The sequence below is a fragment of the Candidatus Poriferisocius sp. genome (assembly GCF_965219815.1).
In the GTDB taxonomy this organism is placed as follows: Bacteria; Actinomycetota; Acidimicrobiia; order Acidimicrobiales; family Bin134; genus Poriferisocius.
In genome coordinates, this window is sequence record NZ_OZ244791.1 from 1020821 (window position 1) to 1036559 (window position 15739).

Below are 15739 nucleotides of genomic sequence, written 5' to 3' on the forward strand. Positions count from 1 at the left end.
AGCATGACTTCTCGTGCAGGGGAATCAATCGCGGTCGTCGGGATGGCCTGCCGGTTTCCCGGTGCTAACGGCCTGTCGGCGTTCTGGCGTTTGCTGGAAGCGGGTGAGAACGCGGTAAGCGAGGGGATTCCCGGTTCCGGCGAGGGGAGAGTCGGAGAGCTGTTCCAAGACGCCGACGTTCAGAACGTTGCCTGTCGCTTCGCCGGATTCATCGACGACATCGACCAATTCGACGCCTCGTTCTTCCGAATCTCGCCGGTTGAGGCCCAGCTGCTGGATCCCCAGCAGCGGCTGATGCTGGAAACGAGCTGGCAGGCCCTTGAGGACGCGGGTATCGATCCTGAGGGACTGCGAGGCAGCCGCACCGGGGTGTATGCCGGAATCAGCAACTACGACTACCGTGCCCTGATCTTGGCCAACAGCGTCTCCGCGGAGGCGGCGGTCAGCCTGTACTCGGTGAGCGGCACATCCTTCAACACCGCCATCGGGCGAGTGGCCTTTGCCTTGGGGCTGCAAGGTCCGGCGCTGGCGGTGGACACTGCCTGCTCGTCTTCGCTGACCGCGGTCCATCAGGCGGTATCGGGGCTCCAGAGGGATGAGGCCGACCTGGCCCTGGCCGGAGGAGTACACGTGATCCTGTCGGGTCGGCTGTTCGAATTGCGGGGCAATGCCGGGATGCTGGCCCCCGATGGGAAGTGCAAGACGTTCGACGCTGCCGCCGACGGGTATGTGCGAGGTGAGGGCTGCGGCATCCTGGTACTGAAGCGGCTGAGCGATGCCGAGGCCGACTGCGACCGGATTTGGGGCGTGATCCGGGGATCGGCGCTGAACCAGGACGGCGCCAGCACCGGGTTGACCGTGCCCAACGGGGTGGCCCAGAAGCTGGTGATCGAGGAGGCGTTGGCCCGGTCGGGAGTTCAGCCTTCTGAAGTGGACTATCTGGAGGCGCACGGTACCGGGACCCCGGTCGGCGACCCCATTGAGTTGGAAGCAGCCGTTGGTGCCTATTGCCAAGAGCGCGACGCCGATCAACCGCTGCTCATCGGGTCGGTGAAGACGAACGTCGGCCACTTGGAGCCAGCCGCCGGTGTGGCCGGCTTGGTCAAGGTGATGTTGTCGATGAAGAAGGGGGTGATTCCCCCGCACCTGCACTATGAGAATCCGACCCCCGCCATCGACTGGGACCAGGTTCCGCTGAAGGTGACGGCCGAGCCCACCTCCTGGCCGAACCGCTCCGACCGCATGTCCTTGGCCGGGGTGAGCGGGTTCGGCTGGTCGGGCACCAACGCCCACGTCATTGTGGAGGCCTACGGGGTCGGCAACCGCGAACCCGCCCAGCCCGGAGAAGAGCGGTGGCCGACAGGTGCTCCTGTGCCCATTGCCGTAGCCAGCGCGGATGGCGCAGCGGCCATGCCGGTGGACGACCCCGCCATGGCGCGCGCCGCGAGGCTGCTGCCCTTGTCGGCGAAGTCGGACAAAGCTCTGAGAGAACTGGCTCAGGTTTATCTCAGGTGGTTGGACGACGATATTGATCCCCCGTCGGGGGAGGTGCTGGCTGACACTGCCTGGACGGCCGGGGTGGGCCGCAGCCATTTCTCCCATCGGGCCGGGGTGGTGTTCACTGGCGCCGAGTCGCTGCGGGGCAAGCTCGATGCACTGGTGGCAGCCGACGATGAGGTGGCCGGGTCGTCGGTCGCAGCGAAGGTGGCCTTTGCCTACACCGGGCAGGGCAGCCAGTGGGTCGGCATGGGGGAGACGCTCTATCAGAGCGAGCCGGTGGCGAGAGCGGTGTTGGATCGTTGCGAGGAGGTGTTTCGACAAGAGCGGGGCACGTCGTTGCTGGCGGTGATGTTCGGGTGGCCCGATGCCGACGGAGACTTGGACGATCCGGCGTGGACGCAGCCCGCCATCTACGCGTTGGAGTGTGCGCTCACCGCTATGTGGTCGAGCCTGGGGGTTCGGCCCCATGCGGTGGTGGGGCACAGCCTGGGAGAAATCGCGGCTGCTCACACCGCGGGCGTGCTCAGCCTGGAGGACGGCCTTCGCTTCGCCGCCGGGCGAGGCAAGCTCATGTCGGAGCTGGCAGAGCCCGGTGCGATGGCCGCAGTGTTCGCTTCGGCATCGGTGCTGGCCGCCGTAGTGGAAGAGCAATGCGCGGCGTCGGGCGACCCGCGGCTGGCCATTGCCGCCGACAACGGGGCTCACCTGATGGTGAGCGGACCGACCGCCGATGTGGAAGCGCTGCTGGGGCGCTTTGAGGCCGAAGAAGTCAGAGTCCGGCGATTGGGGAGAAGCGCCGGATACCACAGCGCCATGGTTGAGCCGATTTTGGACGGTATCGAAGGGCTGCTCTCCGAACTTGCGGTGGGCGAGCCGGCGCTAACCGTGGTGAGCAGCATGACCGGCCAAGTGCTGGAAGATGGCCGAGCGATGGACGGGGCGTATTGGCGCCGCCAGGCCCGCCAGCCGGTGGAGTTTCGGACCAGCGTGGAAGCATTGGCCGAATTGGGGGTGGACGCGGTTATCGAAGTCGGCCCCGGGGCAGTGCTCGGCCCCATGACGGTTCTGTCCTGGCCTGCCCAGACCGCGGTGGCCGAGCCGATTGTGGTGTCGAGCATGAAGCGGCCCTCGGATCGAACTCCTACCCCCGAGGATGGCTGCGGATTCCTCGACGCGGTGGTGGGGGCGTACCAGTCTGGGCTCGATATCAGATTTGAGGGCCTGTATGGCGGCGAGTCCCGACGCCGTGTCTCGCTTCCGGGCTACCCGTTCCAACGCCAGCGCCACTGGGTGGAAGCTGCACGACGCCGTCGATCCAGTGCAGGGCATCCGCTGTTGGGCGTTTGCCACGAATCCCCTCGAGGCGAGCTTCAGTTTGAGACAGAAATGGATTCTTCCGATCCCGCATGGCTGAGCGACCACCGGGTGTACGGGCAGGTGATCACCCCAGGCGCGCTGTACGGAACCATGGCGGTCTCGGCGCTGGTCGCCAATGGGAGCGGTCGGCCATCAGCACCAACAGGCCGCAGCCTCGTGGTGGAAGATCTTCAACTGCTCAGCCCGATGGTCTTTCCTGGGCCGGACTCCGATGAAGGGGCGGCACCCGAGGGTCGCCAAGTGCAGTTCGTATTGGATGAGGCCGATCCGAGGACGCCCGCTCGATTCGAGATCTACAGCCGGGGCCCCGGTGAGGACGGATGGACGCAGCACGCCGAGGGCCTGGCCCATTCGGAAGCCGGGCGACCTGAGGGGGCTGACAACGTCGACTTGGAAGGCCTGAAGGCCGGGTTGGAACCCAGAGACGTCTCGGAGTTTTACCGCTCTCGGACGAGCGCAGGAGTGGAGCTCGGCACTCCGTTCCGCACCCTGCGGGCGTTGTGGGCCTCAGAAGGCGAAGCGGTGGGCGAATTGTCGCTGCCCGAGACCATTGACCGAGGCGGCATCGAAGTGCATCCGCTGCTCTTGGACGGCTGCTTCCAGGTGATGGCCGAGGCTCGAAGTGGGGCTGGTGGCGATGATGGTGTGGCCTATCTGCCCTTCGGTTGGGAGCGTTTGTGGCTAACCGGACCCATGCCCGACCAGTTGGTATGCCATGCGCGGTTGAAGGAACCCGCGGAACCGACCGCCGAGACTCCTGAGGTTCTTACCGGAGACCTGGTGTTCTACGACCAGCGCGGCACCGTGCTAGGGGGCTTGAGCGGCTATACGGTGAAGCGGGCCACGCGGGCTGCGCTGTTGTCGGCCGCCGGGAGCCTCGACGATCTCCTCTATGAAATTGTTTGGCGAGACAGCCCTCTCGCCCCAGGGATGCTGCCGGCCGATTTCCTGCCCCCACCGAGTGCAGTTGCCGCGAGTTCAGAGCCGTTCACCCAGTACCTGGCGGCCGAAGGGGTTGAGGCCGAGAGCCGGGTTGGCTTTCTGTCCGACCTCGAAAAACTGGCGTGGTCGTATGCCCGTTTGGCCCTGGATCGGCTGGGGTGGGTGCGCACCGCGGGCGACACCGTGGCGCCCGATGAGCTGAGGGAGCAGTTGGGGGTTGCCCCCGAGCATGGACGCCTGTTCCGGCGGATGCTCGAGATGATGGCCAAAGCCGGCGTGCTGGATGAGGTCGGCGACGGGTTCACCGTGAGAGTCGGCTCCGATGACCCCCTGCCTGAGGTGCTGGCCAGCGACCCTGCGGCCCGGGCCGACTGGATGGAAGGCCAGTATCCCCACGGAACCATGGAGATCGGGCTGTTCCGGCGATGCGCGGGAGCATTGGCCGAGGTGGTGGTGGGCGACGCCGATCCTCTGACCCTGCTGTTTGGCAGCGGCGAGCCCAGCGCCGCCGATCTGTATGTGAAGGCGCCCATGGCCCAGGCCTCAAACCGGATGCTCGGTGACGCCGTGGCGACACTTCTGGCCGAATTGCCGGAGGGTCGGCGGTTGCGGGTGCTGGAGGTGGGAGCGGGCACTGGGTCGGCGACGGCATCGGTGCTGCCCGAGCTTCCCGCCGGGCGTTTCGACTACACCTACACCGACATCTCGGCTGGTTTCTTCGCCGAGGCGGAGAGACGATTTGGCGGTGCGGAGGCGTCGATCGACTACCGGGTGCTGGACATCGAGGTCGATCCCGCGGAGCAGGGCTTCGACCACCACGGCTACGACCTGGTGATCGCCTCCAACGTGTTGCACGCCACCCGGTTCCTGGATGAGACGCTGGGCAATTGTCGACGGCTCCTCGCGCCCTCGGGCCATCTGGTTGCGTTGGAGACCCTTCGCGGCCTGGGCTGGCTGGACCTTTCTTTCGGACCGCTCGATGGTTGGTGGCGGTTTGCCGACCACTATCGCCCGCACCACGCCCTGACCAGTCCCGAAGTGTGGCTCCGGGCGCTGGGAGACTCCGGTTTCCCGGCGGCAGAGGTTCTGGGCGTGGACCCGCCTGACACCGGCCGACAGCCTGATCGCGGGGTGATTGTGGCCCAGGGACCGGCAGAAGTGAGCGAGCAGCCCGGAGTGTGGATCTTGACGGAGGATCTCTGGGACACCGCCGAGGGCTTGGGGCAAGAACTGGTTGACCGCAACCAGACGGTGGTACTGGTCAGCCACGGTCCGGCTACCGACACGGTGCAATTGCCCAACGACCCCGGACTGGTCGAGATATCGATGCCAATTTACGAGCGGGAGGCGTGGCATTCACTGTTCGACAGCATTCCACCGGATGCCGTGCTCCGCGGCGTGGTCCACCTTAGGCTTCTACACGGCCACGGGGTTCAGATCATCACCGAGCATCTCGCGGAGGATGCCGCCGAAGCTGGTAAAAGCGCGCTGGCCCTTTTGCAGGGGATGGGTGACGCCGACGCCGCTCCCGCAAACGGGGTTTGGCTGGTGACCCAGGGGGCGCAAGTGCTGGAGCATGAGCCTGCCGAGGGCATCGCCGGGGCCATGCTCTGGGGCCTCGGAAAAGTGGTGGCCCGCGAAGCGCCTCATCTGAACCCGAGGATGATCGATTTGGACCTTGCCAGTCCGGTGCCGCCGCTCTCCGACTTGGACAATGAGCTGCTCTATCCCGACGCAGAGACCCACATTGCCTACCGCATGGGTTTGCGTCAGGCAGCCCGGTTGGCTCGGGCCGGGGTGGGGTCGGGTCGCCCGAATCTACCTGATCCGGCGGGAGACGTGAGCTGGTTGCTGGCCGCTGACGCCGGCGGCGCCCTCGAAGGGGTCAAACCAGAACCCCGCCCGCCGGCGGCGCTGGCTGGCCGGGGGGTACGAGTAGCGGTGGAAGCCGCCGGGCTCAACTTCTTGGACATGTTCCGCTCGTTGGGCGTCATCGGCGAGGGCTCGCTGGGCGAGGAGTTCTGCGGCCGGGTGGTTGAGATGGGCGCCGACGTGTCCACGGTTTCGGTGGGCGATCGAGTGGCCGGATTGGGGTTCGGCACGCTGGGCTCGGAGGTGGTCACCACCGAGGAGTTGGTGGCGCTGGCCCCATCGGGCATTTCGCCCGCAGCGCTGGCCACGTTGCCCACCGTCTTTGTTACGTCTGCGCTTTCTTTCGACCTGGCCGGCCTCAAGTCAGGCGAACGGGTTTTGATCCACGCCGGAACGGGAGGAGTGGGGCTGGCCGCGGTGCAGTTGGCCCAAGCGGCGGGGGCCGAGGTGTTCGCCACCACGAGCGCTCCGAAGCAGGCGTATCTGCGGTCGCTGGGCGTGGAACATGTATTTGACAGCCGTCAGACCAGTTTTGCGGAGGAAATCCTCGAGGCCACTGGGGGCGAGGGCGTTCATGTGGTGGTCAACAGCCTGACCGGCCCGGGCTTCATCGACGCCAGCCTGTCCTGCTTGGCTCATGGCGGCCGTTTCGTGGAGCTGGCCCGGGTGGACATCCTAAGCGAAGAGGAGATGGCCGCGGCCCGGCCCGACGTGGGCTACTGGATCTTGGAGCTCGACGTCCTCAAAGAACAGAATCCCGCGGTGCCCGGAGAGGCCCTCCGGCGAGTGGTGGCCCGGGTGGCGGCCGGTGAGCTGGCGCCGCTGGTGCACACTCGGTGGTCGCTGGCCGAGGCGGGGTCGGCGATGAAATACATGCAGGCCGCCCGACACATCGGCAAGCTGGTTCTCGCCGGTTCCCCCCTTGAGACGGGACGGTTGAGGGACGACCGGACCTATCTGGTGACCGGTGGCCTGGGGGGCATTGGCTGCGCGGTTGCCGGCTGGCTGGCCGGCCGAGGCGCGGGGGCCATCGTGTTGAACGGGCGGCGGCCCCCCGATCCCGAGGCGGAGGAGGCGATCAGCGAGCTCCGCCGACAGGGAGTGGCGGTGGAGGTCGAACTGGCCGATGTGACCGACCCATCTGCCATCGACCAGATGCTGGCCCGGATCGACGCCGATCTGCTGCCGCTCGGAGGGGTGATCCACAGTGTGGGAGTGCTGTCCGACGGCGCGCTCACCAACCAGACTTGGGAGAAGTTCGAGGAGGTGCTGTGGCCGAAGATGCTGGGGGCCTGGCATCTGCATCGGGCCACCGAAGACCGTGATCTCGATCTGTTCGTGTTGTTCTCCAGTGTGGCCGGGGTTTTGGGCAATTCAGGGCAGTCGAACCACGCCGCCGCCAATGCGTTTCTAGACCAGCTTGCCGCCCACCGGCGTTCGCTGGGCCTGCCCGGGCAGTCAATCGCCTGGGGGGCTTGGTCGGGCTTGGGTGAGGCCGAGGAGCACCGGGAGCGGATCGCCGGGCAACTCGAAGCGGCGGGCACGGGGTGGCTCACCCCCGAGCAGGGATTGAAGGCGTTCGACCATCTGGTGCGCCAAGACGTGACCATGGGCATGGTGGCAGCGGTCGACTGGCAGGTGGTCTCCGAAGGCCCCGACGCCCGATCGCTCTTCTTGGAAGACCTGCTGTCGGCTGGTGCCTCTGCCGAATCCCAGGAATCGTCGGTCGATCTGTTGGACGACCTAAGGAATGCCGCCGCCGCAGAGCGCGAGGAGAAGTTGATCTCACACCTGCAACGAGAGCTGCAAGCCGTGATGCGGTTGCCCGACCTGCCGAATGAATCAGCCGTGTTCGCCGACCTGGGCATGGACTCGCTGATGGTGGTGGAGCTGCGGAACCGGCTGAACCGGGCGTTCGCCGGCGAGTACACCGTGTCGAACACCGCGATTTTCGACTACCCGGACGTCACCGGATTGGCCCGGCACTTGTCCCAGGAGTTCGGACAGGCCGGCGAAGGCCCCGAACCCCAGGAAGCAGTGGAGGTATCCCGGCCCCGGGTCGCCCAGACGGACGAGGGGATCGCCATCGTTGGCATGGCCTGCCGGTTCCCCGGTGCCGAAGACCTATCGGCCTTCTGGCGCCTGCTGGACGCGGGAGAGAACACGGTTACCGACGGACGCCAAGACGGCGGCTCGTGGGAGGGAGTCCTCGGCGATCCAGCCGCCGAGGATGCGATCTACCGCAGGGGTTCGTTCATCGAGGGACTCGACACCTTTGATTCCCAGTTCTTCCGGGTTGCGCCGAGAGAGGCGTGGTCGATCGATCCGCTGCAACGGCTATTGCTGGAGACCAGCTGGCAGGCGGTTGAGGATGCCGCTATCGATCCCGAACGTCTGAAGGGAAGCCGCAGCGGGTTGTATATCGGACTCGGTGTCAGCGAATACCGGGGCGTCATCCAAAAGAGCGGTCGAGCCGGAGGCCATCTCAACACCGCGGGAAGCGTGACCGTGGGAAAGGTGGCGTTCTCGCTGGGCATGGAGGGACCGGCGGTGCCGCTGGACTTGGCCTGCGCGTCGTCGCTGTTTGCGGTACACCAAGCGGTGGAGGGCCTTCGGCGAGGGGAGACCGACATCGCCCTGGTGGGGGGCGTGAACGCCATCTTGTCGAATACGGTCACCAATGCATTGGTCGAGGCCGACATGCTGTCGTTGCAGGGGCAGTGCAAGTCATTTGACGCCTCGGCCGACGGCTATGTCCGCGGCGAGGGATGCGGCGTTGTGGTGTTGAAGCGGCTGAGCGATGCCGAGGCGGACGGCGATCGGATCTGGGGGGTTGTCCGGGGGTCGGCGGTGAGCCAAACCGGGGCGGGTCTTGCCGTGACCGTCCCCAGTGGCCGGGCTCAGGAGCGGGTCATGGTGGAGGCGCTGGCCCGGGCTGGCATCTCAGCGGATGAGGTGGACTATGTGGAAGCACACGGAGCAGGCACCGCAGTGGGCGATGCGGTGGAGGCCAGCGCCATTGCCGCCGTCTATGGCCGAGGGCGCGAGGAAGACCACCCGGTATGGATCGGATCGGTGAAAACCAACATCGGGCACCTCGAGGGCGCGGCCGGGATGGCCAGCTTGATCAAGGTTGTGCTGGGGATGAGGCATAGGACGGTGCCGAGGCATCTGCACTTCAGCGAGCCCAGTCCCGAGATCGATTGGCCGAGGATGTCGCTGAGGGTTGCCACCGAGGCAATCGAGTGGCCAGGAGACCCAAGTCGCCAGTCGTTGGCCGCGGTCAACTCATTCGGAATCTCCGGCGCCAATTCGCACATCGTGGTGGAGGGGTACCAACCCACTGCTGATGATTCCGATGGATTCAGCAAGCCGTGGCAGCCGGTGGGGTCACCGCAAGCCGTGGCAGCCGGGGAATCGCAGCTCGATGGGGGAGCGGAGCCGCAGACAAGACGGCTGCTGCCGTTGTCGGCCAAGACACCGGAGGCATTGGAAGAACTCGCCCAGCGATATATCTCCTGGCTCGACGAGCGCGCCGATGAGCTCTTGGCGGCCGGTGCTGCAACCGACCCGCTGCTCTCCGACCTGGCGTGGACGGCCAGCATCGGGCGAAGCCACTTCTCGCATCGGGCTGGGTTGGTGTTCAACGATGCCGAATCCCTCCGCCGACAACTCAACGCGCTCATTGAGGGAGGAGAGCAGCAAGTTCAGAGCGGCGCGGCGATGCCTGAAAGCGGCGATGATCCGCTTGCGACGGCTGCCGCGGAATATGCCGATGGGCAGGCGATTCAATTTGAGAGCTTTTTCCAAGGCGAGGCGCGTCGCCGGATCCCGCTGCCCGACTACCCGTTCCAGCGGCAGCGCTTCTGGGTAGAGGCGCCGCCACAGTCCAGGGGCTCCGAGGACGATTGACAATTTCGCGCCCCTTGCTACACTTTCCCCGCTTTCATTCTGTTGCAAAGGAGCAAGTCAATGTCTTCGACTGAAGAGCGGATCAGGGCCATTGTTGACCAGACGGTTGAAATTGAGGGTCGAGAGGCCGGTCAGCCCTTGGATCTGTCTCGCAACGTTGCTGATGCTGGTGTCGCTTCTTCCGACATCGTGGCGTTCTGGCAAATGGTCAACCAGGAGTTCGGGACCGATATCTCGGCTGAGGAGTTTGCTGAGCTCTTGACGCCTCAGGACCTCATCAACCACCTCGAATCCTCTGGTTGATCACCCACGCAGATAGCTGGTGGCGCCGGTTCGAGAGCATCGGTGAAATTGCCGTCTTCCACGTCGACCTGATCCCCCATCAGGGGCGCGAAGCCGAGTCCCTTGCATGGCTTGATGGGGAAGAACGCTTGCGCTGGGAGCGCTTTCAATCCCCAACCGCTCAACGGCGGTATGTGCTGTGCCGCGCCGCGCTCCGTGCCATTCTTGGCCGCCAACTCGGTTGTCTAAACGAATCGCTAGGGTTTGAGGTCGCCAAACACGGCAAGCCATTTGCCCTGGTCAACGGCCTGCCTGCTTCCATCAGTTTCAACGTGAGCCATAGCGGCAACCACGGGTTGATTGCCGTGGCTCCCAGGGGCCGCCTAGGTGTGGATGTTGAGGAGCGGGCCTCTCGCCGAAATCTCGAGAACCTCATTGAAGGCGTATTCAGCCCGCATGAGAAGGCTGAGTTGGAATCGCTTGACGGGTGCCAGAAGCTGCACGAGTTCTTTCGCTTCTGGACGATCAAAGAGGCGCTGGTGAAAGCCCACGGCAAGGGCCTTTCCATGAAAGTCGCAGAATTGGAGATCCCAGAAGACATGCGTCATGGGGCGAGCAAGAGCATCTGCCAGTTTGCTCAAATCCCCGAGACGTCCTGGTGCCTGGAAGATATGGGAACGAGCGAATTCGCCGCCGCCATCGCCTATGAAGTAAGCCCGTAACCGTGATGGAGCAAGAGCCGGTCTGGAGCATTCCCGAGCCGCTTTCCGTCCACGAAGTGAGAATGGACGATGAGTCGTCGGTATTTCTTCGCCGCCACGGAAACCCCGATGGCACTCGACTGATTCTCAGCCATGGCAATGGTCTGGCCATCGACCTCTACTATCCGTTCTGGTCGCTCCTGACCAATGACTTCGACCTCATCGTCTATGACATGAGAAACCATGGCTGGAACGCGGTGGGCGGCTTGGAAAACCACAGTGTTCCGACGCTGGTTGGCGATCATGACCGCATACTCGAGGAGATTGGCCGGCAATTCGGCCAGAAACCACAGGTTGGCGTATTCCACTCCGTGTCATGCCTCACGCCCCTCATTTCTGAATCCAAGGGCAGCGACTACGCGACGCTCGTCCTATTCGATCCGCCCCTGTGCAAGCCGGGTAGGAACTTTCGGGACTTCGAAGAAGCCGCGATCCGCATGGCGAAGTCAGCCCGGCGCCGCACCCATCGGTTCAAGACCAAGAGCGCGTTCACCGAGCTGTTCGGGATATTCCCCACCTACAAGGCGGCGGTGCCCGGGACAGTTGACCTGCTGGCCGATGCCACCCTGCGCGAATCTCCCGATGGGGAGGGATTCGAGCTGCGATGCCCGCGGGAGTACGAAGCGCAGATCATCGACTACGCCAGCGTCTTCGGAGCGTTCATCGACTTCACCAAAATCCGCTGCCCGGTCAAGGTACTCGGGGCCGACCCCACGCTGTCTTATTCGTACCTACCCTCGCTCAATCTCAGCGACATCTCCAGCGTCGACTACGACTTTTTGCCCGACGCCACCCACATGCTCCAGCTAGAGCGACCAGCAGAATGCGCCGCCATCATGCGCCAGTTCATCGACTCGGTGCTTGCCTAGCGGAAGACAGACATGTCGCAGCTCTCACCGCTAGGCCCTGTTGAGGGGAGGTCGGTCGTCTCGGTTGCCCTGATAGTCCATGTTTCCTAGAGTGTCGGAACCAAGTTCCACGAGGGGGAAATGCACATGCGTTCATGGCTATTGAAGCTGCTGGCGTTGCTGATGGTGTTCGGCCTGGTGGCCGCGGCCTGTGGCAACGACGACGATGACGGGGTGACCACCGGCCCGGATGAGCCCGCGCCGGCCGAGCCATCTGATGACGGTGACGACGCGCCCGCGCCAGCCGACGACGGCGACGACGGTGACGACGCGCCCGCGCCAGCCGACGACGGCGACGGCGACGACGCTGCCGCGCCGGAGCCCGCTGACGACGGCGACGACCCTCCCGCCGAAGAGGTGATGATGGATGGGTGCGAGGCCACCGTGGAGGGCACCAAGATCAACTACGCGGTGTTCTCGCCCAACGCCAACATGGATCCGACCGGCAGCAGCGGCGCCTTGGTTGGCGGAACCCAGATAGTGAACGTGTGGGACGTGTTGATGGCGTTCGACCCCGCGGCTGGTGTATCCAACGGCCAGGCCGCAGAGTCGCTGACCCCCAACGACGACTTCACCGAGTGGACGTTGAAGATCCGCTCAGGCATCACCTACGGCAACGGCGATGCGTTCATTGCCCAAGACGTGGTCGACTCAATGCTCCGGTTCTTTGACTCCCGCGGTGACGGCATGACCAACCGGGCGGCCGGCTCGGTGGCCCTCATCGACTTCGACAACACCGAAGTCCCCGATGACAGCACCGTGATATTCCGACTCCATCGAGGGTGGAGCACCTTCCATACTCTGTTGGGCGACGAGCCCGGTATGATCGTGAACCCGCGAGTCATCGCCCAGCTCTTGGATGAAGAGGCGGCCAACGCCACCGAGGAAACCAGCGCAGCCCGACTGGTCCGCAACCGGATGGCCGTCACCCCCGACCTGGTCAACTCAGCCAGCTTCGGCCCCTACGAGGTGGCCGAGGTGGAGCCCAACGTGCGAACCGTGCTCCGGGCCCGAGACAACTACTGGGGCGGCCCGGTGTGCATCGAGGAGATCGAGTTCACCTTCCCGGGCAGCTCGGTGGCCAACTGGGAGGCATTCCAAGCCGGCGACTTCAACGCCGCCTTCCTGCGCGATCCGCGAGTGTTCGCCGATGCCCGTGAGGCGGGCGCGATTCTGAGTTCTGAGGATCAGAACGTGGGCGGGCTGTTCCTGTTCAACCAGGGCGTCCGAGGCGCCGATGTCATCGGCAAGGACATCAGGATTCGCCAGGCCATCCACCACGCCATCAACCGGGACATCATCAACGAGCGAGCCTTCGAGGGCAAGCTCAAGACCACCAACGCCATTGCTGCTGAGGGCACCTTGCTGTGGTCGCCCGAGTTGCAGGAATGCGCCGATCAGGCACCGAGCTACGATCCCGATGCCGCCGCGGCGCTGGTTGAAGAGGTGAAGGCTGACACTGGCTGGGACGGCTCCATGTTGCTGGTCCACGCCGACACAGATCCCGGACCCGAGATCGCCCAGGCGGTAGAGGGAATGCTGGAGGCCGCCGGCTTCGATATTGAGGTGGACCTCGGTCCCGTCACAACCGTGCTGATTCCCAGGGTCATCATCCAGGCCGACTACGAGATGGCCGGTTGGGGCTTCAACGCCGACGGTGCCACTTGGGTGGCGTCGCTCAACGACAACCTCCTGTCCACCAGCGGCTCCAACCGGATGGCTTTCGCCCACCCGGACATGGACGCCGCGCTGGGCGAGCTCTACGGAGCGGCGAACGTGGATGACCAGCGGGCCGCAATTGCAGCCGTGCAGTGCGTGTGGTCGGAGCAACTTCCCGCCATGGTCTACTCGGTGACCGAGGAGGGCTTGGCACTCGCCCCGAACATCAAGGGCGTCCAGCGGGCTGGCGCCACCATCTTCCTGTTCGGCAACGCCTACATCGAGAACTGAGCTCGAAAGGAACAATTCTGAGCAACTGAAGCTCTAAAGCGAGGAAGAGCACCGTGCTGCGGGTGATCGGCTTGAAGCTGGTCCGACTCGTGCCGGTGCTCTTCCTCGTTTCTTTGGCCACCTTCTTCCTCATCGACCTCATTCCCGGCGACCCGGCCGCCAACATGCTGGGCACTGATGCCACGCTCGAGGATTTGGAGGCGGTCAGAAAGTCGCTGAGCCTGGACAAACCGATCACCGAACGCTATGTGGACTGGTTGAGCGGGGCGCTGAGCGGCGATCTGGGTCTGTCGTTGCGCTCCCCCAATGAGCCGGTTACCGACCTGCTCCAGCGCAGCGTTGGACCCACGTTGCGCTTGTCGGCCATGGCGTTGGGAATGTCGTTCACCATCGCCATCTTCTTGGGGGTCTGGTCGGCTCAGGCGGCTGGGACTCGGGTGGACCGGTTGGTGAGCGGCACCATGTTCGGCTTCATCTCGGTACCCACGTTCTTGGCCGGCCTGCTGTTCATCTTCTTCTTCGTGTTCCGCGAGTCCATTCCCCGTTGGCTGTGGGTTATCGGCATGGGACTTATCGTTCTGCGGCTGCTTTATCTGGCCATCAGCCGATTGGCCGAAGACCGCGCCGACTTCTCGGGTTGGTTCGGCTATGCCATCGCCACGCTGGTGGTGGCCGGGCTCATGATGTGGGTGTTTGTCCAGTGGCCCGAATTCCCCCGCACGGCGTCTCACCGCTACGACGACAACTGGCGCGAGCAGATTCGCTCGCTGTTCCTGCCCGCGCTGGCCCTGGCCTTGAGCGAGATCGCGGTGTTCACCCGGCTGTTGAGGGCCGACATGCTGTCGACCCTTCAGGAGCAATTTGTGCTGTCGTCTCGGGCCAAGGGCATGCCCACATGGCGGATCTTGTTCCGCGATGCGCTGCGGCCGTCGTCGTTCTCTCTCATCACCGTGGCCGGAATCACGCTGGGACGGCTCATCGGCGGGACGGTCATCATCGAGACCATCTTCGGCTTGGATGGGCTGGGCAAGCTGATCGTGGGCACCGGGGTGATCCCCAAGAACTACACCATCGTGCAGGGCGGAGTGCTGGTGCTGGCGGTGGGCTACGTGCTCTTGAACGCCATTATTGACATCTCCTACCAGTACCTCGACCCGAGAATCAGGCGGGGCCGTGTCTGAGCCGGCGGCTGGCGCGATCGCCCAAGGCGAGCCCGAGGTCCGAGCTCGCAGCGCCGAGCCTCGGCCGTTGTGGCTCTGGCCGCTTCTGCCTATCGGCATTGCGCTGGTTTTCGTGGGCACCATGGTGCTCAACGATGTGACCGCGGAGATAAGGGTCGCTTTGGTGCTGGCGGGGATCGTAGGCGGTTACTTCGGCCTGGACGCTCTTTGTCAGAGGCGCTGGGGATCGAGGTTCGACACCTCGGCGTGGCTGTCGGGGTTTTGGCTGACGCTGGTAGGGCTCTCGGCCATAACCGTGGCCTGGCTGCCGCTTCCCGAGTCGAAATTGGTGAAGAATGCTCTAGCCGAGACCCCGAGACTTCGCCCCGACCTGTTTTCGGATCATCCCCTGGGCACCAACATCCAGGCCCTCGACATGCTGGGAGGGGTCATGTGGGGGGCCCGCACCTCGCTGATCATCAGCTTGGGTGCGGTGGCCATAGGCCTCTTGATCGGCGGGATTATCGGCATCACCGCGGGGTACTTCCGGGGGCCGCTGGACAGCGGGGTGGGGATCTTGGCCGACTCCATGCTGGCGTTCCCCCCGCTGATCCTGCTGGTGGCCATGGCCACGGTATTCAACCAGAACCAATGGACCATGGCGCTGGAGCTGTCGCTTCTGGGCATCCCCACTTACATCCGCTTGGCCCGGGCCAACACGTTGACCTTCGCCCAGCGGGAGTTCGTCTTGGCCGCCAAGGCCATGGGGTCGGGGGACCGGCGCGTCATCTTCCGGGAGCTGATGCCCAACGTGGCTCTGCCCATGGTGTCGTATGCCTTCTTGGTGACCGCGGTGTTGATCGTGGCCGAGGCATCTCTCAGCTTCCTGGGCGTGGGCATCCAGCCTCCCGAGCCCACATGGGGCAACATGATCGAAGCAGGCCAAGAGAGCTACCAGGACCATCCCCACTTGGTGTTCGTGCCCGGCATCGTGATGTTCATGACCGTGTTCGCCCTCAACCGAGTAGGCGACAAAGCCCGCGAGCGCTGGGACCCCCGCGACGCCCAGATCTGA

At 64.7% G+C, this 15739-nt stretch carries 7 protein-coding genes; all 7 read left to right on the top strand.

What is annotated here, in order from left to right; genetic code table 11:
* The first annotated feature begins 3 nt into the window (after window positions 1-3).
* Complete coding sequence (locus tag ACOQPI_RS04945; RefSeq protein ID WP_420618587.1) at window positions 4-9603, top strand: SDR family NAD(P)-dependent oxidoreductase; 9600 nt, start codon at window positions 4-6, stop codon at window positions 9601-9603.
* A gap of 60 nt (window positions 9604-9663) precedes the next feature.
* Window positions 9664-9906, top strand: coding sequence for a phosphopantetheine-binding protein (locus ACOQPI_RS04950; protein ID WP_420618588.1), 243 nt, complete (start codon window positions 9664-9666; stop codon window positions 9904-9906).
* Window positions 9903-10607: a 4'-phosphopantetheinyl transferase family protein gene (locus tag ACOQPI_RS04955; protein WP_420618589.1), complete on the top strand. Its 705-nt coding sequence runs from the start codon at window positions 9903-9905 to the stop codon at window positions 10605-10607. Before ACOQPI_RS04950 ends, ACOQPI_RS04955 begins: the two co-directional genes overlap by 4 nt.
* Before the next feature lie 5 nt (window positions 10608-10612).
* A complete protein-coding gene (locus ACOQPI_RS04960) occupies window positions 10613-11515 on the top strand; it encodes an alpha/beta fold hydrolase (RefSeq protein WP_420620989.1) in 903 nt (300 codons plus the stop codon).
* 126 nt (window positions 11516-11641) lie between these two features.
* Complete coding sequence (locus tag ACOQPI_RS04965; RefSeq protein WP_420618590.1) at window positions 11642-13504, top strand: ABC transporter substrate-binding protein; 1863 nt, start codon at window positions 11642-11644, stop codon at window positions 13502-13504.
* A gap of 53 nt (window positions 13505-13557) precedes the next feature.
* Window positions 13558-14685, top strand: a complete 1128-nt coding sequence (locus ACOQPI_RS04970) for an ABC transporter permease (RefSeq protein ID WP_420618591.1) — start codon at window positions 13558-13560, stop codon at window positions 14683-14685.
* Window positions 14678-15739, top strand: a complete 1062-nt coding sequence (locus tag ACOQPI_RS04975) for an ABC transporter permease (protein ID WP_420618592.1) — start codon at window positions 14678-14680, stop codon at window positions 15737-15739. Before ACOQPI_RS04970 ends, ACOQPI_RS04975 begins: the two co-directional genes overlap by 8 nt.